This is a genomic window from Lachnospira multipara ATCC 19207 (genome assembly GCF_000424105.1).
GTDB classification, from domain to species: domain Bacteria; phylum Bacillota; class Clostridia; order Lachnospirales; family Lachnospiraceae; genus Lachnospira; species Lachnospira multipara.
The window spans coordinates 20,983-44,984 of the sequence record NZ_AUJG01000003.1; the positions used below are offsets into that span (position 1 = coordinate 20,983).

The window sequence follows — 24,002 nt, forward strand, 5'->3', positions numbered from 1 at the left end:
ATTTCCTCATTAACTACAATCTCTTTTAGTTTATCACATTTTATATGATTTATCATTTCTATTCAATAAGACTATAAAAATTTTAGATATATAAAAAAGCGGATATGTAAAACATATCCGCTTGTTAGCTATATCATACTATGGTTCTTAAATTAAACTAATTCAAGAATAACTTCCATAGCTGCATCGCCCTTTCTTAAACCAATCTTTACGATTCTTGTGTAGCCACCCTTACGGTCAGCATACTTAGGTGCGATTTCATCAAAAAGCTTATTAGTAAGATCAACCTTCTTTGTATTCTTCTTCTTACCAGCTACAGCTGTAGGAACTTCTGTTACTGTGTAAAGAACCTTGTCCATCTGCTTTCTAGCATGAAGTCTTGAAGGCATATCCTTCTTGATTTCCTTATCAACTGTTTCGTAAACTGTAACCTTCTTACCGTCTACAACTTCCTTAACTCTCTTACCGTTAGCGTCCTTCTTAGCTACCTTAGCCTGAACTGTAACAGTTTCGAAGTTATCCTTTTCCTTAACAGCTAATGTGATAAGGTGTTCAGCAATCTTGCTAACTTCCTTAGCTCTAGCCTCTGTTGTTACGATCTTACCGTTCTCGATAAGTGCTGTAACCTGGTTTCTTAATAATGCCTTTCTCTGGCTAGATGTTCTGCCGAGCTTTCTGTACTTTGCCATTTTAAAATCCTCCATTTGTAACATCAGCACACGCGCATAGGTCTTATAGCACCAATGTTTCTACTACAAATTATTAGTTGCGCAGTGGGAAAACCACTGTTCCACCTCTCGCACGCGCATTAGGTCTTACTGCAATTGGCGATATATTAATACATAAATGTACTAATCAAAATTAATCATCACTTGGCTTAAGATGTAAGTTTAATTCCTTAAGCTTAAGTAATACTTCGTCTAATGACTTCTTACCAAGATTTCTAACCTTCATCATATCATCTGAAGTCTTATTACATAATTCTTCAACTGTATTGATACCAGCTCTTCTAAGACAATTAGAAGAACGAACTGATAATTCAAGGTCTTCGATGCTCATTGAAAGAACCTTAGAAGACTCGTCTTCCTGTGGTTCAACCATGATCTCAGCCTTAACTGCGTTCTCTGAAAGGTTAATAAATCCTTTAAGATGTTCTGAAAGAACCTTAGCTGCAAGGCTTAAAGCCTCGTCTGGAGCTATAGTTCCGTTAGTGAAAATGTCAAGTGTTAACTTATCAAAGTCTGTATCCTGACCAACACGAGTGTTCTGAACAGACATGTTAACTCTCTCAACTGGTGTATAAATAGAATCAATAGCGATTACGCCTGCTGCAGCATCATCTCTCTTGTTCTTTTCTGAACTAACATAACCACGACCATTAGTAATTGTAAGTTCCATAGAGAGCTTTGCATCAGCTCCATTAAGATGTGCAATTACTAAATCAGGATTAATAATTTCGATATCAGGATCAACCTGGATATCAGATGCCTTAACTACGCCTTCGCCCTTAAAATCAATATGAGCTTCCTTAGGTTCAACCGAGTTGCCGTTATTCTTAATTGATAACTGCTTAATATTCATTACGATCTCAGTAACATCTTCCTTAACGCCAGGAATTGAACTAAACTCATGAAGCACACCATCGATCTTAATGCTGCTTACTGCTGTACCAACTAAAGATGAAAGCATAATTCTTCTTAAAGAATTACCAAGTGTTAAACCATAACCTCTTTCAAGTGGTTCAACTACAAATCTTCCAAACTTTCCATCTTGTGACTCTTCAGTCATCTCAATTTTTGGCATTTTGAAATTGAAATCTGCATCAACCATTATTGCCCCTCCTTATTGGGTATTTAAGTTGTATATATTGCGTTTATCAAAGCTAGGCAATTAAGCATACAGCTTTGTAGCGCGATTATACCTTGTTAAAAGATTCAAAAAATTATATCTTGAATTATTATAACATATAAAGTCGCATAAAAGCCAGCAGGTATGGAAAGTTTTAAATATACTTTCCATACAACTGCCTGGCTTTGAATTACGCATCTTACTTAGAATATAACTCGACGATAAGCATCTCGTTTACAGGAACATCGATTACTTCTCTTGTTGGAAGAGACTTAACCTGACCCTTAAGAGCTTCCTGATCTGCCTCTAACCACTCTGGTACTAATCTACCGTTTGTAGCTTCGAGTACTTCCTTATATCTTGCAGAAGACTTAGACTTTTCTCTGATTTCGATTACGTCTCCAGCCTTTACTAAGTATGAAGGAATGTTAACGCACTTACCGTTAACTAATACGTGCTTATGATCAACGATCTGTCTAGCTTCCTTACGTGTTCTAGCAAGACCTAATCTATAAACAACATTATCAAGTCTGAGTTCAAGCATGATCATAAGGTTTTCACCTGTCATACCCTTCTGCTTCTCAGCTTTCTTATAATAATTTCTAAAAGGCTTTTCTAATACGCCGTAGATGAACTTAGCCTTCTGCTTTTCACGAAGCTGTAAACCATATTCGCTAATCTTTCTTCCAGCATTCTTAGCCTTTCTTCTAGACTTCTTATCTATTCCTAAATATACAGGATCCAAATCAAGGGATCTGCATCTCTTAAGCACTGGTGTTCTATTAACTGCCATTGTATACTACCTCCCTAAATTAAACTCTTCTACGCTTTGGTGGACGACAACCATTATGTGGAACTGGTGTAACATCCTTGATACTTGTAACTTCTAGACCGCAAGCTGAAAGTGCTCTAATAGCAGCTTCTCTACCTGAACCTGGTCCCTTTACCATAACGTCTACAGACTTTAATCCGTGAATTAAAGCAGCCTTTGTAGCTGTTTCAGCTGCCATCTGAGCAGCATATGGAGTAGACTTCTTAGATCCTCTGAATCCAAGACCACCTGCAGATGCCCAAGATAATACATTACCTTCTGCATCTGTTAATGTAACAATTGTATTATTAAAAGATGACTGAATATGTGCCTGTCCTCTTTCGACATTCTTCTTAACACGCTTCTTTGTCACTTTCTTTGTAGCTTTCTGAGCCATGACTATATCCTCCTATTGAGTTTAAAACGTTTAATTTTTATTTAAATTACTTCTTCTTGTTTGCTACTGTCTTCTTTGGACCCTTGCAAGTTCTTGCGTTAGTCTTAGTCTTCTGACCTCTAACTGGAAGACCCTTTCTATGACGGATTCCTCTATAGCAACCAATTTCCTTTAATCTCTTGATATTCATGGCAACTTCTCTTCTTAAGTCACCTTCTACTAAATGCTCTGAATCAGCATCAATAACCTTAGCAATCTTTGCTACTTCTTCGTCTGTTAAGTCCTTAACACGAGTGTCAGGATTAACACCAGCTTCAGCAAGGATCTTATTTGATCTTACACGTCCAATACCATAAACATAAGTAAGTCCGATTTCGATTCGTTTTTCTCTTGGTAAATCCACACCTGAAATACGAGCCATATTACGTAACCTCCGTTAATTAACTAATTAATGTGTTATTTCGAAACTTATTATTATACACATACGCAGCTCCTTGCTTCGATAAGTTTCCTATCTATGCATGGCCTGAAATGTGTGCGTTGCCTTATAATAACTATATCAAATAGTAATTATCTTCATTCAATAATTACTGCAGCCGCAAATTAATAATCATCAAGTCGTACTTATAGTACTTTGCTTAATACTTGATGAATTTACATTGATAGCAATAATGACTTTGCTACCCATATGCAGAACCTAAGAAGCTAAACTTCTTAACAGGAAATTAACCCTGTCTCTGCTTGTGCTTAGGGTTTTCACAGATAATTCTGATGCTGCCCTTTCTCTTAATGACTTTGCATTTTTCACAAATTGGTTTAACTGATGATCTAACCTTCACTGCAAAAGCCTCCTTTCAGACAAGTTCGTGAACAATTATATCACAAATAAAAATATAATTGCAACAACAAATTATAAAATATTCCACTTAAATATTAAGTAGATTATTTATCACGCCAAATAATTCTTCCCTTTGTTAAATCATATGGTGACATTTCAATTGTTACTTTATCACCTGGAAGAATTCTAATATAGTTCATTCTTAGCTTACCACTAATTGTAGCTAAGATCTGGTGTCCATTTTCTAACTCTACTTTAAAAAATGCATTAGGTAACTTTTCTACTACTGTTCCTTCGATTTCAATTACATCAGCCTTTGACATAAATCCTCCTAATTTCTTTTACTAATATACTGCTTTATTTCTAGTTTGATTTCTTCATCAGAAATTTTCTGATTTTCTTGAATCTTTCTATATAATAATGAATTTTCATTCTTTATTATCTGCACATGTTTCTTCTTCTTTTTTTTCGGCTTTTCACACATTTTCAAATAGCCATCTGATAAGTAGACATATTGTGAATCTTCACCGATTACAATATATATCTTATCTTTATCGTGGCCTACTAGTGACTTTGCCATTAAACCTTTTAGCTCATTAATCATTATATTCACCTTAATTTTCTAATGTTAAAATTTCCGGTCCGTCCTTTGTTACGAGAACGGTATTCTCATAGTGAGCTGATAACGAATGGTCTCTTGTTTCTACTGTCCATCCATCATCTAGGAAGTTAACTCTCCAATCGCCCGCTGTTACCATTGGTTCGATTGCAAGTGTCATACCTTCATGTAAACGAATACCACGATGTTCTTGTCTAAAGTTAGGAATCTGTGGATCTTCATGCATTGATGTTCCAATACCATGTCCGCATAAATCTCTTAATACTCCATAACCAAAAGATTCGTTATAATCCGCTATTGCATTAGATATCTCGTGTAGACGACATCCTTCTTTAGCAAATTTTATTCCTTCAAAAAAGCTTTGTTTAGTAACATCCATTAATTGTTGAGCTTCTTTTGAAACTTCACCTACGCCATAAGTTCTTGCTGCATCTGCCATATATCCTTTGTATGATAGGACTGTATCTAGTGAAACTATGTCGCCATCACGCAATATTTTATTCTTGCTAGGAATTCCATGTACTACTTGATCGTTTACAGAAACACAAAATGAAGCTGGATAACCTTCGTAGCCTTTTTCTTCTGGAATACATCCATAGCTTCTTATGATTTCTTCACCAATCTTGTCGATTGTATATGTTGAAACTCCCGGCTTTATCTCATTTGCAATTTCTTTATATACTTTTCCAAGTATTTTTCCTGCTTCTCTCATTAACTCGATTTCTCGAGGGCTTTTAATTGATACTGACATATCTATTTCTCCTTGTAGTGATTAAGCAAGAATCTCTACGATAGCATTAAATACATCATCCATAGCCATTGTTCCGTCTACTTCACGTAATACGTTCTTCTTATTATAGTATTCAATAAGTGGCTGTGTCTGATCATGATATACAGATAATCTATTCTTTACTGTTTCTGGCTTATCATCATCTCTAAGAATTAACTTTTCTCCACATGTATCACATACGCCTTCAACCTTTGGTGCGTTGAATTCGATATGGTATGTTGCTCCACAACCTACACATGCTCTTCTTCCGCCCATTCTCTTAATGATGTTCTCATCTGGTACTTCAACGTTAATAGCGAAATCTACTGATTCTCCATTAGCTGCTAATGCCTTATCGAGAGCTTCTGCCTGTGGAATTGTTCTTGGGAATCCATCTAATACATATCCATTAGCTGCATCTGGCTGCTTGAATCTATCCATAATTAAATCTACTACTAATTCATCTGGTACAAGTTCGCCCTTGTCCATGTATGTCTTAGCCTTCTGACCTAATTCTGTGTTATTCTTGATATTTGCTCTAAAAATATCTCCTGTTGAAATGTGTGGAATTGAATACTTTGCTGCAATTCTCTTAGCCTGTGTTCCTTTTCCTGCACCTGGTGCACCTAACATAATAATCTTCATTGATAAATCCTCCATTCAATATAACTAGTTCTATATGAAATCGCATAAATTGCGGTTAGATTTCTATTTTAATTGTCATTTACTACATTTTCTCTTTAACACAAATACAGACTTACCTAGGATTTCTCCCAGGTAAGCCCATTATATATCTTTTAATCAATTACTCAGATAAAAATCCTTTGTAATAACGATTAACCATCTGTGCTTCGATCTGCTTTAATGTCTCAAGAACAACACCAACAATAATGATGACTGATGTTCCACCAAATGAAATACTTGCATTGAAGAATCCAGTACAAGCGATTGGTATAAGAGCTACAATAAGTAAACCTACTGCACCAACGAATACGATATAATTAAGTATCTTATTAAGATAATCACTAGTAGATTTTCCTGGTGTGATACCTGGAACTACTCCACCAGCTTTCTTTAAGTTATCCGCTACCTGTATTGGGTTGAATGTAATTGATGTATAGAAGTATGCAAATATAATAAGCAATACTACATAAAGAATTAATCCAACTGAATACTTAGGGTAACTTACTCTGCACCAGTAAGATGAGCTTAAATATCTTGTCCACTCATATGACTTACCAAATAACTGAGCAACAATTACAGGGAACTGCATAAGTGATGATGCGAAAATAACTGGCATAACACCTGCAGTATTAACCTTTAATGGGATATTAGTTGACTGTCCGCCAACCTGCTTTCTTCCTGCAACCTTCTGTGAGTATTGAACAGGAATTCTTCTTTCGCCATCCTGAAGGATAACTACTAAAATTACCATTATTACAACAATAGCTAAGATAACAGCTGCTGCTAAAACACCCTTTGCTGGTGTCTGTGTTGCTACGTAAGAGCTGAATAATGTAGCGAAATCACTTGGCATTCCTGAGATAATATTAATTAATAATACGATTGAAATACCATTTCCTACACCGTTTTCAGTAATTCTCTCACCTAACCACATAAGTGCTGCTGAACCTGCTGTAAGTGCAATAACTACAACAATGATTGCTACAACATAATGAAGTGTACTAAATCCTTCATATCCTGCAATTAAACCTGATCTACCAAATCCAACTGCCATTGCAATACTTTCAATAAGTGATAAACCGATTGTTACGTATCTTGTTATAGCTGCAATCTTCTTTCTACCGTCCTCGCCCTCTTTTTGCATTTCTTCCAATTTTGGAATTGCAATTGTAAGTAACTGCATTATGATCGAAGATGTGATATATGGTGTAATGCTAAGTGCAAAGAGGGACATTCTTTCGAATGAACCTCCTGTAAATGCACTAAGATAATCCAAATCACCGGTATTAATTCCACTAAGTAAGCTACTAAAGTAATCAGTATCTACACCAGGAATCGGAAGAAGACTTCCTATTCTTACAACAACTAAAATTGCTAATGTGTATAATATCTTTTTTCTTATGTCTTTATTTTTAAAAGCGCCTACAAGTGTCTTAAACATACTAGATCACCTCGCAAGTTCCGCCGAGAGCTTCGATCTTCTCCTTAGCTGCAGCACTGAATGCGTTAGCCTTAACAGTAAGCTTCTTTGTAAGCTCACCGTTTGCAAGAATCTTTACGCCGTCCTTAGTATCTTTAACAATACCTGTCTCAATTAAAGTTTCGATTGATACTTCTGAACCGTTATCAAATCTTTCTAATGTAGAAACATTGATAGCTACGAATTCCTTACGATTTCTGTTAGTGAAACCTCTCTTAGGAATTCTTCTATATAATGGCATCTGGCCACCTTCAAAACCAGGTCTTGGTGCTCCTGAACGAGCCTTCTGGCCCTTGTGTCCCTTACCAGCTGTCTTGCCGTTACCTGAACCGTGACCACGACCTCTTCTGAAATTATCACTCTGAACTGAACCTTCTGCAGGTCTTAAATTAGATAAATCCATTCTTGCACCTCCTTCTATTATTTTATATTAAATTTCTTCTACCTTTAACATATAACCAATCTGCTGAATCTGTCCTCTTGTAGCAGCATTATCTGGAAGTTCTACTGTCTTGTGAAGCTTTGTAAGACCCATAGCTTCAACAGTTCTTCTATGCTTAGGAACAGCACTGATTGGAGACTTAACTAAAGTTATTCTTAACTTCTTATCAGCCATTTTAACCTCCATCTGCACCTTTTATGGTGCTAAACAATTTCTTAGCCTAAGATTTCTTCAACTGACTTACCACGAAGTCTTGCAACTTCTTCTGGAGTCTTCATAGCCTGAAGACCAGCGATTGTAGCTAATACTACGTTCTGCTTATTATTAGAACCAAGTGACTTTGTACGAATGTTTCTAATACCTACTAACTCAAGTACTGAACGAGCAGGACCACCAGCGATAATACCAGTACCTTCTGGAGCTCTCTTTAAAAGAACTGTTGCTCCACCGAACTTACCGATGAAATCATGTGGTACTGAACCATTCTCATCCATTGGAATTTCTACTAAATGCTTAATGGCATCTTCCTTTCCCTTGCGGATAGCTTCAGGAACTTCAGCTGCCTTACCAACACCAGCGCCAACGTGACCATTACGATCACCAACAACTACTAAAGCTGCAAAACGCATATTACGTCCACCTTTTACAACCTTAACTACGCGCTTGATTGATACTACGTTATCGTCTAATTCTAGCTGACTAGCATCAATAATTGTACGTTTCATACTGTTTTCTCCCTTCCGCTTAGAACTGGAGGCCAGCTTCTCTTGCTGCCTCTGCTAATGCCTTTACTTTACCTTGATATATGAATCCGCCTCTGTCATAAACGACAGTTGTAATTCCCTTTTCTAATGCCTTCTTAGCAACTACAGTACCTACTACTGTTGCAGCTTCAACATTATTAGTCTTCTCTACTTCAGCCTTAACGTCAGCGTCAAGTGTTGATGCAGAAACAAGTGTCTTACCAACTGTGTCGTCAATAATCTGAGCGTACATATGATTGTTACTTCTGAAAACAGCTAAACGTGGTCTTTCAGTTGTTCCGCTGAAACGGTTACGTGTTCTCTTATGCTTTGCTTCACGAACTAATGCTCTTGACTTCTTACTAACCATTATATTCACTCCTTTAATTATTTCTTACCAGTCTTACCAACCTTACGTCTGATTACTTCATCAGCATACTTGATACCCTTACCCTTATATGGTTCTGGAGCTCTCTTAGATCTGATTTCAGCTGCGTACTGGCCAACTTTTTCTTTATTAATACCCTTAACAAAAATGATGTTCTGTCCATCAAGAGTTGTTTCGATTCCTTCTGGATCTTCCATCTCTACAGGATGTGAGTAACCTAATGAAAGGATTAACTTCTTACCCTGCTTCTGTGCTCTATAACCAACACCGTTAACTTCAAGCTTCTTCTCGTAGCCTTCTGTTACACCGATTACCATGTTGTTAATAAGAGTTCTTGTTAAGCCGTGTAATGACTTCATCTTCTTTAAGTCGTTAGGTCTTGAAACAACAACTTCACTACCTTCAACCTTAATGTCCATTTCTGCAGGTAAAACTCTTTCGAGTGTTCCCTTAGGACCCTTTACAGTCACTTTATTATTTTCTGCTACCTCAACTGTAACACCAGCTGGAATAGCGATAGGCATTCTTCCTATACGTGACATGCCGTGCACCTCCTAAAAATTATTAAGAAAACATTTACAATGATAGGAATATGTTTTCTTGGTTGGGTTAATAGTTATAGGATTAAACAAATTAAATCCTAACGATTTAATTATAATTATAATCCTTAGTAACGTCTATATAATTACCAAACGAAGCAAAGAACTTCTCCACCAACGCCGAGCTTTCTAGCTTCCTTATCTGTTACAACACCCTTGTTTGTAGAGATGATTGCAACACCAAGACCACCTAATACCTTAGGAAGATCTGTCTTGTTAGCATAAACTCTAAGACCTGGCTTAGAAATTCTCTGAAGTCCAGAAATGATCTTTTCATTCTTATCCTTACCGTACTTTAAAGTAACGCGGATATCCTTGAAGTTTCCATTCTCAACAACTTCATAAGACTTAATGTAACCCTCATCTAAAAGAATCTTAGCGATTGAAAGCTTCATCTTAGATGCTGGAATATCAACTGTGTCGTGCTTTGCTGTATTTGCATTACGAATTCTTGTAAGCATATCTGCAATTGGATCTGTCATTAATATTTCCTCCTTATAATTCACTGGTTTCCAGCTTTCGCTGGACTACGTCAATTGTTTGCACTTAATGTGCACTAAGTTGATAACAACTTAAAATATATTGCTTAAAGCAAGATTTTATCGTTGCAAGTTCTAAGAACTTGCAACAATTATATTAATCTTACCAAGAAGCCTTTTTAACACCAGGGATCTGACCCTTGTATGCTAATTCACGGAAGCAAATTCTGCAGATTCCGTACTTTCTTAAAACAGAATGTGGACGACCACAAATTGTACAACGTGTGTATGCTCTAGTAGAGAACTTTGGTTTTCTCTGCTGCTTTACTTTCATAGAAGTCTTAGCCATAATTTACCTCCTTATATTAATTCTTCTTGAATGGCATGTTGAATAATCTTAATAATTCACGTGCTTCTTCATCTGTGTTAGCTGTAGTAGTGATGATAACATCCATACCTCTAACCTTATCTACCTTATCATATTCGATTTCTGGGAAGATAATCTGCTCTTTAATACCAAGTGCATAGTTACCTCTACCATCGAATGAGTTAGCGCTTACGCCTCTAAAGTCACGTACACGTGGAAGTGCAAGATTTACTAATCTATCAAGGAATTCGTACATCTTTTCACCACGTAATGTAACCTTACAACCAATTGCCTGACCTTCTCTTAACTTGAAGTTAGCAATTGAATTCTTAGCTCTTGTAAGAACTGCTTTCTGACCTGCGATTGTCTCGAGATCCTTTACTGCTGCGTCAAGAACCTTAGAATTTTCCTTAGCTTCACCAACGCCCATATTTATAGTGATCTTATCGATCTTTGGAACCATCATTGGGTTCTTATAACCGAATTTCTCAGTCATCTTCTTAGCGATTTCATTATCATACTGTTCTCTAAGTCTACTCAAAATTATTGCCTCCTTCCTCGATTAATCGATAGCCTTTCCTGTTGCCTTAGCAACACGTACTTTCTTGCCATCCTTTACTTCATAACCAATCTTTGTTGCCTTACCATTTACTGAGTAAGCAATGTTAGATATATCGATTGGTGCTTCCTGATGGAGAATTCCACCCTGCTGATTAGCAGCACTTGGCTTAGCATGCTTAGTAACCATGTTAATACCTTCAACAACTGCTGTGTGGTTCTTAGCATTAACTGTTAATACCTTGCCTTCTTTGCCCTTGTCCTTACCTGCGATAACAACAACTGTATCGCCCTTTTTAATTCTAACAGCTGACATTCGGCACCTCCTATAATACTTCTGGAGCAAGAGAAACGATCTTCATGAACTTCTTCTCTCTTAACTCTCTAGCTACTGGTCCAAAGATACGAGTTCCCTTTGGAGTATTATCATCTTTAATGATAACAGCAGCATTCTCGTCAAATTTAATATATGAACCGTCCTTACGACGTGCGCCCTTAACAGAACGTACTACAACGGCCTTAACAACATCGCCCTTCTTAACAACGCCGCCTGGTGTTGCTTCTTTAACAGAAGCGACGATAACATCACCGATATTTGCATATCTTCTTGTAGATCCGCCCATAACTCTGATGCAAAGAATTTCCTTAGCACCTGTGTTATCAGCAACCTTAAGTCTGGTTTCCTGTTGTACCATAGTACTACCCCTTTCAGTAATATATGTCTCATTCACATCTAGTGAATGTGTTTACTAAAATCATTTCTAAATTACTTAGCTCTGCTGATAATTTCAACTAATCTCCATCTCTTATCCTTAGATAAAGGTCTTGTTTCCATAACCTTTACTACGTCACCGATTAAGCATTCGTTGTTTTCATCATGAGCCTTAAGCTTATATGTTCTCTTTACAATCTTGTTGTAAAGTGGATGTTTAACGTTATCTTCTACTGCAACCACGATAGTCTTATCCATCTTGTTGCTGACAACCTTACCTGTACGAGTTTTTCTTAAATTTCTCTCTTCCACAGTTGTACTCCTTTCTTAGGATTAATTTATCATCCAGCTTAGCAATTAAGCATTCTTCTGTGCAATTACAGTCTGGATTCTAGCGATGTTCTTACGAACCTCTTTAATTCTGCTTGTGTTATCCAACTGATTAGTTGCGTTCTGGAATCTTAAATTGAAAAGTTCCTTCTTAGCAGCTACTAATTCTTCATTTAACTCTGCAGCTGATTTTGCCTTTAAATCTTCTACATACTTATTAATTTTCACTGTTATCACCGCCTTCTAAGTCTGCACGTGAAACGATCTTACACTTGCATGGAAGCTTGTGAGTAGCAAGACGAAGAGCTTCTCTAGCTGTCTCCTCTGCTACGCCTGAGATCTCGAACATAACACGTCCAGGTTTAACTACTGCTACCCAGCACTCTAAGTTACCTTTACCTTTACCCATACGTACGCCGATAGGCTTACCTGTAACAGGCTTGTCTGGGAAAATCTTAATAAATACTTTACCGCCACGCTTGATATATCTTGTCATAGCAACTCTGGCTGCTTCTATCTGATTAGACTTGATCCAGCATGGTTCTGTTGCAACGATACCGAAATCGCCGTATGCAAGAGTGTTACCTCTTGTTGCCTTACCAGCCATAGAACCACGGAACTGTCTACGATGTTTAACTCTCTTAGGTAGTAACATTACTTATCGCTCCCTTCCTTAACATTAACCTTAGCGTTAGCCTTAGTAGGAAGAACCTCGCCTTCGTAAATCCAAACCTTAACGCCAACCTTACCATATGTTGTGTTAGCTTCTGCAAAACCATAATTGATATCTGCACGAAGTGTCTGAAGAGGAATTGTACCCTCACTATAAAATTCTGTACGAGCCATATCAGCACCGCCAAGACGTCCAGAACAGCTTGTCTTGATACCCTTAGCGCCCTGCTTCATTGTTCTGCCCATGCATGACTTCATAGCTCTTCTGAAAGAGATACGATTCTCTAACTGCTGAGCGATGTTTTCAGCTACTAACTGAGCATCACGATCTGGTCTCTTAACTTCCTTAATATCGATGCTTAATCTCTTAGCAGATGTCATCTTTTCAACCTGCTTCTTTAAAGCTTCGATTTCAGATCCGCCCTTACCGATTACAACACCAGGCTTAGCTGTGTGGATAATAATCTTAAGTCTATCTGAAGCTCTCTCAATTTCGATCTTTGAAATTCCTGCAGCATAAAGCTTCTTCTTAAGGAATTTTCTTATGTTATAGTCTTCAACAAGGTTATCAGCGAATGCATCTTCTGCATACCACTTTGAGTCCCAGTCAGAAATGACACCGACTCTTAAACCATGTGGGTTAACTTTCTGTCCCATAAAATCTCCTTTCTATTCTTTAGGAAATGTTTGATTTCATATTCTAATTTCAAGTAATCTTGAAACAATAAATCAAGTACCGATTAATTATCTTTCATTAAGAATTACAGTGATGTGGCTCATTCTCTTTTCGATTCTGTAAGCTCTACCCTGTGCTCTTGGATGTACTCTCTTCATTGTAGGTCCCTTGTTAGCGAAGCATTCTTCAACGAATAACTTGCTTGGGTCCATACCATTATTGTTCTGAGCATTAGCTGCTGCAGACTTTAATAACTTCTCTATAAGTGATGAAGCATATCTTGGATTGTACATAACGATACCAAGTGCTTCTTCAAGGCTCTTGCCTCTAATAGCATCTAATACGAAACAAGCCTTCTGAACAGATACTCTAGCGTAGCTTAACTTAGCGCTTGGTCTTGTATCCTTAACGGCGTTTCTTTCACGTTTAATTTGGGATCTATGTCCTGTTGCCATGGATTAGTCCTCCTTTCAAAATTTCAAATGTATCCATTATCTATATTAGTAATTACGATTTCTTTAATCGGGAATCCCCGCGGAAGACCCCTTTCGGGTTCTTCCAAAGATTCATCTATTATCTAGACTTCTTTTCGTCCTTACCATGTCCTCTGTAAGTTCTTGTTGCAACGAACTCACCGAGCTTATGACCAACCATATCCTCTGTAACGAATACAGGAACATGCTTTCTTCCATCATGAACAGCAATTGTATGTCCCACGAAACTTGGGAAAATTGTTGAACGACGAGACCATGTCTTGATGACCTGCTTATCGTTTGAAGCATTTAATGCATCAACCTTCTTAAGTAAGCTAGCATCAGCGAAAGGTCCTTTCTTTAATGAACGAGCCATAGGTTAAACCTCCTTATAATCTTGTTTCTCAAAGTTACTAGGCACTAATATTACTTAATACCCTTTCCGTCTCTTCTTCTAATGATAAGCTTGTTAGAAGCCTTCTTCTTCTTACGAGTCTTAAGACCCATAGCAGGCTTACCCCAAGGTGTCATTGGGCTTGGACGACCAACTGGTGCTCTACCTTCACCACCACCGTGTGGATGGTCGTTAGGGTTCATAACAGAACCACGAACTGTAGGGCGGATACCCATATGTCTCTTACGTCCAGCCTTACCAAGATTAATAAGGTTGTGATCACCATTACCTACAACACCGATTGTTGCGCGGCAGATAATTGGAACCATTCTCATTTCGCCAGAAGGTAATCTAAGTGTTGCATACTTACCTTCCTTAGCCATTAACTGAGCTGAGTTACCAGCAGAACGAACAAGCTGTCCACCCTTACCTGGATATAACTCGATATTGTGAACCTGTGTACCAACTGGAATTTCTGTGAATGGTAAGCAGTTACCAACTCTAACTTCAGCACCAGCACCGTTCTGTACTGTCATGCCATCTGTTAAACCAGCAGGTGCAAGGATATATGACTTCTCACCATCAGCGTAAGCGATAAGTGCGATGTTAGCAGTTCTGTTAGGATCGTATTCGATACCGATAACCTTAGCAGGAACTCCTTCCTTGTTTCTCTTAAAATCGATTACTCTGTACTTCTGCTTGCTTCCACCACCGTGGTGACGTACAGTAATCTTACCCTGGTTGTTACGACCAGCAGTCTTGCTCTTCTTAGCAAGTAATGACTTCTCAGGAGATGACTTTGTAATTTCAGAGAAATCTGAACCAGTCATGTTTCTTCTGGAAGGTGTATATGGGTTATATGTTTTAATTCCCATTTCTTTCTCCTTTCGGCTGTGTAATATTGTTTTCTACACGTCTATATCTTAAAGTCCTTCGAAGATTTCGATTTCCTTAGAATCAGCTGTTAACTGCACGATAGCCTTCTTTGTCTTAGCTGTGTAGCCCTGATCCTTTCTGTTAGCTCTCTTCTTCTTACCGTTGTTATTCATTGTGTTAACTGAAGCAACCTTTGTTCCTTCAAACATCTTCTCAACAGCTTCCTTAATCATAGTCTTGTTAGCGTCTGTATGAACTAAGAATGTATACTTCTTAGAAGCCATATCAGTCATTGACTTTTCTGTGATTACAGGCTTGAGGATTACATCATAATACTGAATATTTGCCATTATGCATACACCTCCTCTAATTTTTCAACAGCTGCCTTAGTAACAACTAATGTATCATACTTAAGAACATCATAAGTATTGATTTCGCTAGTGTTTGAAACCTTAGCACCGTTAACGTTTCTACCAGAAAGAACAACGTTCTTGTTCTCTCCTTCAAGAACTACTAAAGCCTTAGAAACCTTAAGGTTATTTAAAACCTCAACGAATTTCTTTGTCTTAATTTCATCAAGATTGAATTCATCTAAAACAACAATCTTGCTATCAGCTACCTTAGAAGATAAAGCTGAAAGAAGAGCGATTCTCTTCTCCTTCTTATTCATCTTGAATGAATAATCTCTTGGCTTTGGTGCAAATACAACACCACCGCCTGTCCACTGTGGAGATCTTGTAGAACCCTGTCTAGCATGACCAGTTCCCTTCTGTCTCCATGGTTTTCTTCCGCCGCCAGATACTTCTGAACGAGTCTTTGCAGACTGTGTTCCCTGACGATTATTTGCAAGCTGGCTTACAACTGCAAGATGTACAAGATGTTCATTAACTTCAACACCAAATACTGCATCGTTTAATTCGATTGAGCCAACTTCTTTGCCTTCAATATTGTAAACAGATACGTTTGCCACTGTTTAGTCCTCCTTCCTTGGTAAAGATTACTTACTAACCTTTACTGTTTCTTTCAAAGTTACTAATGACTTCTTAGGTCCAGGTACTGCACCCTTAACTAAGATAACGTTATTCTCAACATCAACTCTTACTACTTCAAGATTCTGGATTGTGATTCTCTTAGAACCCATATGTCCAGGCATTCCTTTTCCCTTGAATACTCTACCAGGTGTTGTTGCTGATCCGTTAGAACCCTGATGTCTGTGGAATTTAGAACCGTGCGCCATAGGACCTCTAGACTGTCCTAATCTCTTGATAGCGCCCTGGAAACCTTTACCCTTAGAAATAGCAGTTGCATCTACCTTATCGCCTGCTGCGAAGATATCTGCCTTAATTTCGTCCTTAACATTGTATTCAGAAGAGTTTTCAAACTTGAACTCTCTAACGAATCTCTTATAAGGAACCTCTGCCTTGTCAAAATGTCCCTTAACTGGCTTGCTTACGAGCTTTTCTCTAATATCAGCAAAACCAACCTGGACAGCTTCGTAACCGTCGTTTTCGACTGTCTTTACTTGTGTTACAACACAAGGGCCAGCCTGTAATACAGTTACAGGTGTTAAAACACCATCTTCGTTGAAGATCTGTGTCATTCCGACCTTAGTAGCTAAAATAGCCTTCTTCATACTCTTTTCCTCCTGTTAAATCTACAGCGGACAAGATGATAAATAAATTCAGCGCATCCTGTCATCCTAGATAAGTTAATATAAGTGGAACCTGCACCACCGTTATAGGAATGCTTTTGTTGCTTCTATATTAAACCCTTAGGATTAGCTCTCATTGTTATTGAAACTTAAATGTTTCTTGCTGCGTTTTCTTGTTAATCAAGAAAATGTCTTGGCAATGATTAGTTCATTACCTTAAGGTTGATGAATACACCAGCTGGCATCTCTAACTTAGATAAAGCATCTACTGTCTTCTGAGATGGCTGTAATACATCGATAAGTCTCTTATGAGTTCTCTGTTCGAACTGCTCTCTAGAGTCCTTGTACTTATGTACAGCTCTAAGAATTGTAACAACTTCCTTCTTTGTTGGAAGAGGTACTGGACCACTAACATTAGCTCCTGTCTTCTTTGCAGTTTCGATGATCTTCTTAGCAGACTGATCGATTAACTGATGATCATAAGCCTTCAAAGTAATTCTGATTACCTGATTTGCCATAAAAAAAGTCGCCTCCTTCGCACTTTATAAATAGTAAGTACGACAAGCGGTGACTGTACACACTCCCACGTGTATCATATTATCTCTTACGAGAAACTTGATTCATCATGGTCTACTAAAACTAAGTCTTAGTAGCAATTATAGTACAGTGACTTGTCGCCAGATTCTTCGCTGGAATCGCTTCCAGCCTTGACATTCGCTCCACGGAAAACCTACATTCAAGCTATTGTTCAAATGTAGCAACCTCTCGCTTCACAGCTATCAATGTCACAGCATGTATAAATATACACTAGGAGTATATTATTTGCAAGAATTCTTTTGTATTTTTTTTAGAACAATAAAAAATAAAGCCACGGAACTTTCAAGTTAATTTTCGAAAGCCCCGTGGCAATAATAATTATATTCATAGATACATTTTCATAATAATTGTAATGAAAATGTATTCGCTATATCTAAGTTTACGAATCCCTTCTATAATAAGTAACCTTTCTTATAAGAAGAAACTCCTTCGCTCCATCTTAGTAGAAGTAGAAGTTAAGGTAAACATCATCAATTAACCATTCACCATCTTCATATACATAATCGATGTAGTAATAGCTATTGTATGTGTAAGAACCTGACTTTTCTTCTTCACTGCCGTAACCTGTATACTTGTACTTACCTGAAAGTGTATATCCAAGATAAATTCTCATCTTTGGAGCACCTTCATCAGTTAATGTAAAGTACTTTGTACCAACAGTAGCCTTAACAGCTGAAAGATCATAAGATGTAACATCTCTAGTATAATAAGAACCAGATGCTGAATGGAAATCATCAACTAAATCATCATACTCATCCTCAACATCAGCCTCAGAAGATACTAAGCTCTTAATGTCGCTATAACCCTTCTTCTCGTAAGCAGCCTTAGCAATAGTTGCAATGTCTGACTGAGCCTTTTCCATTGCAGCCTTTTCAGCATCATCTGTAAAGCTTAAATCAGAGTAAGAAATAGACTTAAGGCTTTCATCATAAGAAACATTGATTGATGTCTCGTAATCCTCAGTTACATCACTTGTAAGCTTAATCTTATTATCACCTGCGAAAATGTATGGAATAACGTAAGTATCATAATAAGAACCGTAGCTTGAGTTATCAGCCTTGATGTAATTAGACTTAACCTCAACACCATTGATTGATAATGTACAACCCTTAGGAACCTGGATTGTTGTGTCTTTGTAAACAAGACCTTCTGATGAAACCTTATACTTCTTAAAGAAGAGTAAGTACTTGTCGTTAGTCTGTGAAAGAACGTAAGTACTCTGGTTGCCATTGCTTGTAGCTGTTGAATAAGTAACCTTAACAGTTGCGCTACCCTTTGTGCTACCAGCTGTGCTGTAAGCGTCAGAAACTGTAATACCAGTAACCTTCTCACCTGTTGCATCAGCATGTGCATTAATTAAAGCTTCCTTAGTTAAGAATTCGCTATCAGGAAGGTTAATTAAATCGTAAGCTGTATCCCAGTCACACTGCTCAATAGCTGTAACATACTTCTTAGCTGTCTTCTTGTAATCAACACCAGCCTTACCAATAGAAACAAATGCAACGATAGCTACAATAACAGCAACAACTGCTACTGCAATACCAACGATCTTCTTGTTAAGCTTAAATGGCTTAGCAGGCTGCTGCTGATATGGAGCCTGGTTGTAACCATTGTTAGCATAGTTAGGATTGTAACCGTTGTTAAAGTTCTGATTTGCATTTGGATCAAATCCGTTGTTAAAGTTCTGGTTTGCATTTGGATCAAATCCATTGTTAAAATTCTGGTTTGCATTTGGATCAAATCCGTTGCTAAAGTTCTGGTTTGCATTTGGATCAAATCCATTGTTAAAGTTCTGGTTTGCGTTTGGATCAAATCCGTTAGCAAAGCCCTGAACTGGCTGAGCTTCCTGATTTACAAAAGCATCTGTAGCCTGATTAGCTGCCACATCTACTGTATCTGCTGCCTGATTAGCAACATCTGCAGCCTCAGCTGTTTCATTAGCAGCTGCATTTAATGTTTCGTTAAAGTCATCAAGATTTAATTTTGTTCCGCAGTTTCCACAAAATACTGCATCGTCTTCATTCTTAGTTCCACAATTAGGACAAAACATATAAATCCTCCCATATTATTACTTTTTTGATCTCATTAAACCTCTTCATTAAGAAAGCTCAAATGCCACCTAAACCCTCACAAGTAAACATAAATAAGCCATTAAGTGCACCCTTAATGTATAAGCCCCTCATAATAAAGTTTTATAAAATCTTTAGAAATGATAACATGAACCGCTGTCTATTTCAAGACTAATTACCATTTATTTCATCATTTAATTCATTTAAATAAACCCAACGGTCCATTTTTTCCAAGAGCAACATTTCCTTTTCCTCTTTTTCCTTAGTGAGTTCATTAAGCTTTACAAAGTCAGTAGCACACTTAACAATAAGTTCATCTATCTCTGATATTCTATTTTCCAGTTTAGCAATATCATCATCAATAGTTTCGAATTCCTTCTTCTCCGCATAGCTAAACTTCCTGCTGTGAGACTTGTTAGCCTTGTATTCGTTAGCCGCCTCAAGGTTTCTGGCATTTGAAAATGTATTGTTAATAGTAGAGTCAGCTCTTGCCCCGTTCTCTAACAACTTGCCAGCCATAACGGCCTTGTCCCTGTAATCGGAATAGCCGCCCTCGTACTGGCTTAGGTGTCCATTTTCAAAAGCAAAAATTCTATCCACCACTCTATCAAGGAAGTAGCGGTCATGAGAAACCACAATGACAATACCCGCAAAGCCATCAAGGTACTCCTCCAAAATCTCAAGAGTCTCAATGTCCAAATCATTAGTCGGCTCATCAAGAATAAGCACATTTGGCGCACTCATAAGCACCGACAAAAGATAGAGACGTCTCTTCTCGCCACCAGAAAGCTTACGAATAGGAGTCCACTGCTGCTTAGGCCCAAAAAGGAACTTCTCACACATCTGAGAAGCAGTGGCCTTACCCTCAGCGGTTGTGACATACTCGCCGATAGAACGCACAAATTCAAGCACTGTAGCATTTTCATCAAGAAGCTCATTCTCCTGCATGAAGTAACCAATGCGCACCGTCTCGCCAATCTCCACGCTACCGCTATCAGGCTTTAGCTCCCCTGTGATAATCTTCATTAAAGTGGATTTGCCGCAGCCGTTACTACCAATGATACCGATTCTATCATCTTTCAAGAAAATGTATTCAAAGTCAGAAAACAGCTTCTTATCCCCAAAGGCCTTGCCCACGTTGTGAAGCTCAATGGTCTTATTGCCTAGGCGAGTTCCCACCGAACTCATAATAAGGTCCGACTTCATAAACTTCGCTCTCGCCTCACGAGAAGCCTGCTTCATATCCTCATATCTATCAATTCTTGCCTGCTGCTTAGTAGAACGAGCAAGAGCACCACGCTTAATCCATTCTAACTCCCTACGAAGAGTGTTCTGACGTTTCTTCTCAGTGGCGCGCTCCATCTCCTCCCTCTGAGTCTTAAGCTCAAGAAAGCCAGAGTAGTTACTGTCGTACTCGTAAAGATTTGCATAATCAAGCTCCACGATCTTGTTAGTGACATTATCAAGGAAATATCTGTCGTGAGTAACCATAATAAGCTCGCCCTTAAAGGCCTTAATATAGTCCTCAAGCCAAATAACCATCTCATTATCAAGGTGGTTTGTAGGCTCATCTAAAATTAAAACCTCGCTTGGCTCTAAGATTGCCTTACAAAGCGCCACCCTCTTTTTAAGGCCACCAGAAAGCAAGCTAATAGACTTGTCAAAATCAGGCACCCCAAGCTTATTTAAAATCTCCTTAGCCTCCGCCTCAGTTGCATTGTGCTTACCACGCATACAATATGAAAGAACTGTTTCATTTTCAAGGAAGTTTGGCATCTGTTCAAGATATGTAACATTTACCCCATTACCCTTAATCACCTTGCCGGAATCTGGCTCCTCAAGGCCTGCGATGATTTTTAAAAATGTAGACTTGCCCGTACCGTTAACGCCAATGACGCCGATTTTATCGCCCTTGTTAATACCAAGGGATACATTTTTAAAAAGATCCTTCTCTCCATAAGTCTTAGATATATTCTCAACGTTTAAAATATTCATATATAAACCTTTCCACAAAGAAATTACTTCTTATATAATTTATTAACATTCTTTTTGAAAAAATGTGACTTACCAGCAAGGCAAAGCCACCAGTCAATCACACCTATGATAAGCTATAAAAAAGATTTCTGTCAATTGTAAAGATTGATTTGCTTAAAAGTTCACTATCATATATAATCTTTAGTGCGTAAAAAGATAACTAACATTTTGGCAGAGGCCAATTTGTTTTAATAAATCGTTAGAAGAAAGAAGGATACTATGTTTATAGCCAATAATTGGAAAGAATACGACGTTATTGACACATCAAAGGGTGAGAAGCTTGAAAGCTGGGGCGGATATTTGCTCGTGCGTCCGGACCCACAGGTAATCTGGGACACACCAAAGAAGGAATACGGCTGGAAGCACATGAACGGCCACTACCACAGAAGCTCTAAGGGCGGCGGAGAATGGGAGTTCTTCGACCTACCACAGCAGTGGCAGATTAACTACGAATTGCCAATAGGAAAGAAGCTTACATTTAACTTAAAGCCTTTCTCCTTCAAGCACACAGGCCTATTCCCAGAGCAGGCTGCCAACTGGGACTGGTTCTCAACCCTCATATATAATAAGAAGAAAGCCGAACCTGACAAGGAAATCAAGGTTCTTAACCTCTTCGCCTACACAGGTGGTGCAACTCTTGCAGCTGCCGCTGCCGGCGCTAAGGTAACTCACGTAGATGCCTCTAAGGGTATGGTTAATTGGGCTAAGGAAAATGCTGCAAGTTCGGGACTATCTGATGCCCCTATTAGATGGCTCGTAGACGACTGTGTTAAATTTGTAGAACGTGAAATCAGACGTGGAAACACATACGATGCAATTATCATGGACCCACCATCGTACGGTCGTGGACCTAAGGGCGAAATTTGGAAGATTGAAGAATCCATCCACAATCTCGTTAAGATTTGTATGCAGATTCTAAGTGACGACCCACTATTCTTCCTTATTAATTCATACACAACAGGTCTTCAGCCAGCTGTTTTAACTTACATGTTAAAGACTGAATTAAAGGAAACACTTGATAAGAATCCTAATGCCTTTGTAGACTCACAGGAAGTAGGCCTTCCAGTAAGTTCAAACGGTCTAGTACTTCCTTGCGGCGCTAGTGGTCGTTTTGAAAATGCTTAATCGCCTGTAATGTCAAGACTCGCTCGCGAGTCTTGCGCGCTGGATTCGAGTCTGCTGAAGCAGACAAATTCCTGTCCGAATCCGTGCGCATCCTCGCGGAGCGTTTAACTCAGTCGGAGAAATCCCCCACCTACGCTAATGAGGTGGGGGATTTCTCCGACTGAGTTAAATGCAATAATTAATTTTAGAATTAAATTAACTTAAAAATCCCTATCACAAAATTACTGTGATAGGGATTTTTATCTTCTATATTTATCTTCTTTTTTTCTTATATATTTATCTCATAACTTTTCTAAGTGTTTCCTCTAGCTTATTCTCTACTTAAGCTCATTAGTTAGCTTCCTTGGAATCTTCTTTTCTGCAAAGTAGCAGGCAAAGCCTGTAAACAAGCCGGTAATGATACCGCTAATTATAAGGAAAGGAATGTAAGCGAAGATGCCAGACATTTTCAAAACAAAAAATGCTGCAAGGATCTGACCTACGTTGTGGGCAATGGCACCAAAGACGCTAGTGATAAATAAAAACTCGCCTCTTAGAATAAAGTTTATAATTGCCATTACAATTAGGCATAAAAAGCCACCGGCAATGGAGTATGTAAAGGATACTATTTGTCCTGCAAATATTGAGGCAAGTATTACTCTCATTATAAGGACGATAGCCGCCTCCTTTGCTCCATGTCGTTTTATTACAAAAAGTGTCACTATATTAGATAGGCCAAGTTTCACTCCGGGAATTGGCACAACTGTTGGTATTGCTGATTCTATTACGAAAATTGTTAGGGCTATAGTTGTATATAGGGCTAACAATGTGATTTTTCTAACTGACATAAAAACTCCTTACTGGGCAACCCCATCGTATTCAAGATTACTGTCTTCTTTAGAATTCTTAACCTCAATTACGAGTTCATTTGGTAGGCAAGTTATGGGAACTAAGCCATTTCTTATAAAGCCTGTGTTCATGCAGACGTGATCTGGACAAGATGCCTCTATGATTCCGATGCTGCCATCTGTTGTTACCTTTACAATATTATAACCCCCGTCCTCTGAGTCAATTCTAAATTCGTAGTCTTCCTTCACGTTGGTTAGGTCTACCACTTTAATAAGTTCGTTGTTTTGGTAAATGTAGGCATAGCTGCCATCTGTCGCTTCCTTGTTCATTATGTAAAGGCTAAGCCCCGCCCCAAGTCCAATTACAAGTATTAGAAGAGATAATATAATTGCGATTTTCTTAGAGCTAGCTTTAGATTTATCTTTAGAGCTGTCTGCTTTCTTCATTTCCTTCATTTCCTTCATGTCCTTTTTATTCAAATCCATATTATCTCCTTTCTAAATTTGAGCAGTTGCCAACTGCGCCGCCAGGCCACACATCACA

37 protein-coding genes are annotated in these 24,002 nt (G+C 38.2%); 1 reads left to right on the forward strand and 36 read right to left on the reverse strand.

The window, feature by feature from the left end:
- Window positions 1-152: 152 nt before the first annotated feature.
- From G600_RS0104220 to G600_RS0104385, 34 genes are all read right to left on the reverse strand, one after another.
- Window positions 153-689 carry a bL17 family ribosomal protein gene (locus G600_RS0104220; RefSeq protein ID WP_027430823.1) on the reverse strand — a complete coding sequence of 179 codons (537 nt, stop codon included), beginning with the start codon at window positions 687-689 and terminating at the stop codon, window positions 153-155.
- A 172-nt stretch (window positions 690-861) separates the two neighbouring features.
- The gene (locus G600_RS0104225; RefSeq protein WP_027430824.1) at window positions 862-1,830 is read right to left on the reverse strand and encodes a DNA-directed RNA polymerase subunit alpha; all 969 of its coding nucleotides are present in this window, start codon (window positions 1,828-1,830) and stop codon (window positions 862-864) included.
- Window positions 1,831-2,047: 217 nt separating this feature from the next.
- On the reverse strand, window positions 2,048-2,641 hold the full coding sequence (rpsD, locus tag G600_RS0104230; protein WP_027430825.1) for a 30S ribosomal protein S4: 594 nt from the start codon (window positions 2,639-2,641) through the stop codon (window positions 2,048-2,050).
- A gap of 19 nt (window positions 2,642-2,660) precedes the next feature.
- Entirely contained in the window at window positions 2,661-3,056 is a 396-nt protein-coding gene (gene rpsK / locus G600_RS0104235; RefSeq protein ID WP_027430826.1) for a 30S ribosomal protein S11, read from the reverse strand.
- A gap of 46 nt (window positions 3,057-3,102) precedes the next feature.
- Window positions 3,103-3,477: a 30S ribosomal protein S13 gene (rpsM, locus tag G600_RS0104240; RefSeq protein WP_027430827.1), complete on the reverse strand. Its 375-nt coding sequence runs from the start codon at window positions 3,475-3,477 to the stop codon at window positions 3,103-3,105.
- Between the two features lie 304 nt (window positions 3,478-3,781).
- Window positions 3,782-3,895, reverse strand: a complete 114-nt coding sequence (rpmJ, locus tag G600_RS0104245) for a 50S ribosomal protein L36 (RefSeq protein ID WP_003022746.1) — start codon at window positions 3,893-3,895, stop codon at window positions 3,782-3,784.
- Window positions 3,896-3,998: 103 nt separating this feature from the next.
- Window positions 3,999-4,217, reverse strand: coding sequence for a translation initiation factor IF-1 (gene infA / locus G600_RS0104250; protein WP_027430828.1), 219 nt, complete (start codon window positions 4,215-4,217; stop codon window positions 3,999-4,001).
- Window positions 4,218-4,225: 8 nt separating this feature from the next.
- Complete coding sequence (locus tag G600_RS0104255; RefSeq protein ID WP_027430829.1) at window positions 4,226-4,498, reverse strand: KOW domain-containing RNA-binding protein; 273 nt, start codon at window positions 4,496-4,498, stop codon at window positions 4,226-4,228.
- 10 nt (window positions 4,499-4,508) lie between these two features.
- Complete coding sequence (gene map, locus G600_RS0104260) at window positions 4,509-5,264, reverse strand: type I methionyl aminopeptidase (protein ID WP_027430830.1); 756 nt, start codon at window positions 5,262-5,264, stop codon at window positions 4,509-4,511.
- Between the two features lie 21 nt (window positions 5,265-5,285).
- The gene (locus tag G600_RS0104265; protein ID WP_027430831.1) at window positions 5,286-5,927 is read right to left on the reverse strand and encodes an adenylate kinase; all 642 of its coding nucleotides are present in this window, start codon (window positions 5,925-5,927) and stop codon (window positions 5,286-5,288) included.
- Window positions 5,928-6,087: 160 nt separating this feature from the next.
- On the reverse strand, window positions 6,088-7,407 hold the full coding sequence (secY, locus tag G600_RS0104270; RefSeq protein ID WP_027430832.1) for a preprotein translocase subunit SecY: 1,320 nt from the start codon (window positions 7,405-7,407) through the stop codon (window positions 6,088-6,090).
- A 1-nt stretch (window position 7,408) separates the two neighbouring features.
- A complete protein-coding gene (rplO, locus tag G600_RS0104275) occupies window positions 7,409-7,849 on the reverse strand; it encodes a 50S ribosomal protein L15 (protein ID WP_027430833.1) in 441 nt (146 codons plus the stop codon).
- 27 nt (window positions 7,850-7,876) lie between these two features.
- Window positions 7,877-8,062, reverse strand: coding sequence for a 50S ribosomal protein L30 (rpmD, locus tag G600_RS0104280; protein WP_027430834.1), 186 nt, complete (start codon window positions 8,060-8,062; stop codon window positions 7,877-7,879).
- Window positions 8,063-8,103: 41 nt separating this feature from the next.
- Complete coding sequence (rpsE, locus tag G600_RS0104285) at window positions 8,104-8,613, reverse strand: 30S ribosomal protein S5 (protein ID WP_027430835.1); 510 nt, start codon at window positions 8,611-8,613, stop codon at window positions 8,104-8,106.
- Between the two features lie 19 nt (window positions 8,614-8,632).
- Entirely contained in the window at window positions 8,633-9,001 is a 369-nt protein-coding gene (gene rplR, locus G600_RS0104290) for a 50S ribosomal protein L18 (RefSeq protein ID WP_027430836.1), read from the reverse strand.
- A 17-nt stretch (window positions 9,002-9,018) separates the two neighbouring features.
- On the reverse strand, window positions 9,019-9,561 hold the full coding sequence (rplF, locus tag G600_RS0104295; protein WP_027430837.1) for a 50S ribosomal protein L6: 543 nt from the start codon (window positions 9,559-9,561) through the stop codon (window positions 9,019-9,021).
- A 143-nt stretch (window positions 9,562-9,704) separates the two neighbouring features.
- Complete coding sequence (gene rpsH, locus G600_RS0104300; protein ID WP_027430838.1) at window positions 9,705-10,106, reverse strand: 30S ribosomal protein S8; 402 nt, start codon at window positions 10,104-10,106, stop codon at window positions 9,705-9,707.
- A 154-nt stretch (window positions 10,107-10,260) separates the two neighbouring features.
- Window positions 10,261-10,446, reverse strand: a complete 186-nt coding sequence (locus G600_RS0104305; RefSeq protein ID WP_027430839.1) for a type Z 30S ribosomal protein S14 — start codon at window positions 10,444-10,446, stop codon at window positions 10,261-10,263.
- A gap of 16 nt (window positions 10,447-10,462) precedes the next feature.
- Window positions 10,463-11,005, reverse strand: a complete 543-nt coding sequence (gene rplE / locus G600_RS0104310) for a 50S ribosomal protein L5 (protein ID WP_027430840.1) — start codon at window positions 11,003-11,005, stop codon at window positions 10,463-10,465.
- Between the two features lie 21 nt (window positions 11,006-11,026).
- Window positions 11,027-11,338, reverse strand: a complete 312-nt coding sequence (rplX, locus tag G600_RS0104315) for a 50S ribosomal protein L24 (RefSeq protein WP_027430841.1) — start codon at window positions 11,336-11,338, stop codon at window positions 11,027-11,029.
- Window positions 11,339-11,348: 10 nt separating this feature from the next.
- Window positions 11,349-11,717 (reverse strand): 50S ribosomal protein L14, encoded by a 369-nt coding sequence (gene rplN / locus G600_RS0104320; RefSeq protein ID WP_027430842.1) that lies wholly within the window; start codon window positions 11,715-11,717, stop codon window positions 11,349-11,351.
- A 71-nt stretch (window positions 11,718-11,788) separates the two neighbouring features.
- Entirely contained in the window at window positions 11,789-12,046 is a 258-nt protein-coding gene (gene rpsQ, locus G600_RS0104325; RefSeq protein WP_027430843.1) for a 30S ribosomal protein S17, read from the reverse strand.
- A gap of 45 nt (window positions 12,047-12,091) precedes the next feature.
- The gene (gene rpmC / locus G600_RS0104330; RefSeq protein ID WP_012738580.1) at window positions 12,092-12,292 is read right to left on the reverse strand and encodes a 50S ribosomal protein L29; all 201 of its coding nucleotides are present in this window, start codon (window positions 12,290-12,292) and stop codon (window positions 12,092-12,094) included.
- On the reverse strand, window positions 12,282-12,719 hold the full coding sequence (gene rplP / locus G600_RS0104335) for a 50S ribosomal protein L16 (RefSeq protein WP_027430844.1): 438 nt from the start codon (window positions 12,717-12,719) through the stop codon (window positions 12,282-12,284). The genes rpmC and rplP overlap by 11 nt, the downstream gene beginning before the upstream one ends.
- A complete protein-coding gene (rpsC, locus tag G600_RS0104340) occupies window positions 12,719-13,393 on the reverse strand; it encodes a 30S ribosomal protein S3 (RefSeq protein ID WP_027430845.1) in 675 nt (224 codons plus the stop codon). Before rpsC ends, rplP begins: the two co-directional genes overlap by 1 nt.
- Before the next feature lie 87 nt (window positions 13,394-13,480).
- Complete coding sequence (rplV, locus tag G600_RS0104345) at window positions 13,481-13,867, reverse strand: 50S ribosomal protein L22 (protein ID WP_027430846.1); 387 nt, start codon at window positions 13,865-13,867, stop codon at window positions 13,481-13,483.
- Between the two features lie 118 nt (window positions 13,868-13,985).
- Window positions 13,986-14,261: a 30S ribosomal protein S19 gene (gene rpsS, locus G600_RS0104350; RefSeq protein WP_027430847.1), complete on the reverse strand. Its 276-nt coding sequence runs from the start codon at window positions 14,259-14,261 to the stop codon at window positions 13,986-13,988.
- 50 nt (window positions 14,262-14,311) lie between these two features.
- Window positions 14,312-15,154 (reverse strand): 50S ribosomal protein L2, encoded by an 843-nt coding sequence (gene rplB, locus G600_RS0104355; protein WP_027430848.1) that lies wholly within the window; start codon window positions 15,152-15,154, stop codon window positions 14,312-14,314.
- A gap of 48 nt (window positions 15,155-15,202) precedes the next feature.
- The gene (gene rplW / locus G600_RS0104360) at window positions 15,203-15,505 is read right to left on the reverse strand and encodes a 50S ribosomal protein L23 (RefSeq protein ID WP_027430849.1); all 303 of its coding nucleotides are present in this window, start codon (window positions 15,503-15,505) and stop codon (window positions 15,203-15,205) included.
- The gene (rplD, locus tag G600_RS0104365) at window positions 15,505-16,125 is read right to left on the reverse strand and encodes a 50S ribosomal protein L4 (RefSeq protein WP_027430850.1); all 621 of its coding nucleotides are present in this window, start codon (window positions 16,123-16,125) and stop codon (window positions 15,505-15,507) included. The genes rplW and rplD overlap by 1 nt, the downstream gene beginning before the upstream one ends.
- A gap of 27 nt (window positions 16,126-16,152) precedes the next feature.
- The gene (gene rplC / locus G600_RS0104370; protein WP_027430851.1) at window positions 16,153-16,788 is read right to left on the reverse strand and encodes a 50S ribosomal protein L3; all 636 of its coding nucleotides are present in this window, start codon (window positions 16,786-16,788) and stop codon (window positions 16,153-16,155) included.
- A gap of 221 nt (window positions 16,789-17,009) precedes the next feature.
- Window positions 17,010-17,324: a 30S ribosomal protein S10 gene (gene rpsJ / locus G600_RS0104375; RefSeq protein ID WP_027430852.1), complete on the reverse strand. Its 315-nt coding sequence runs from the start codon at window positions 17,322-17,324 to the stop codon at window positions 17,010-17,012.
- A gap of 518 nt (window positions 17,325-17,842) precedes the next feature.
- A complete protein-coding gene (locus G600_RS14955) occupies window positions 17,843-19,453 on the reverse strand; it encodes a zinc ribbon domain-containing protein (RefSeq protein WP_027430853.1) in 1,611 nt (536 codons plus the stop codon).
- Between the two features lie 190 nt (window positions 19,454-19,643).
- Complete coding sequence (locus G600_RS0104385; RefSeq protein ID WP_027430854.1) at window positions 19,644-21,467, reverse strand: ABC-F family ATP-binding cassette domain-containing protein; 1,824 nt, start codon at window positions 21,465-21,467, stop codon at window positions 19,644-19,646.
- A gap of 258 nt (window positions 21,468-21,725) precedes the next feature.
- Here G600_RS0104385 and G600_RS0104390 point away from each other — a divergent pair, with 258 nt between their 5' ends.
- A complete protein-coding gene (locus tag G600_RS0104390; protein WP_027430855.1) occupies window positions 21,726-22,631 on the forward strand; it encodes a class I SAM-dependent methyltransferase in 906 nt (301 codons plus the stop codon).
- A 317-nt stretch (window positions 22,632-22,948) separates the two neighbouring features.
- Here the strand turns inward: G600_RS0104390 and G600_RS0104395 are convergent, their stop codons facing one another.
- Together G600_RS0104395 and G600_RS0104400 are read right to left on the reverse strand one after the other, a co-directional pair.
- Window positions 22,949-23,458: a Gx transporter family protein gene (locus tag G600_RS0104395; RefSeq protein WP_027430856.1), complete on the reverse strand. Its 510-nt coding sequence runs from the start codon at window positions 23,456-23,458 to the stop codon at window positions 22,949-22,951.
- Window positions 23,459-23,467: 9 nt separating this feature from the next.
- Window positions 23,468-23,944, reverse strand: a complete 477-nt coding sequence (locus tag G600_RS0104400; protein WP_027430857.1) for a NusG domain II-containing protein — start codon at window positions 23,942-23,944, stop codon at window positions 23,468-23,470.
- Window positions 23,945-24,002 lie beyond the last annotated feature (58 nt).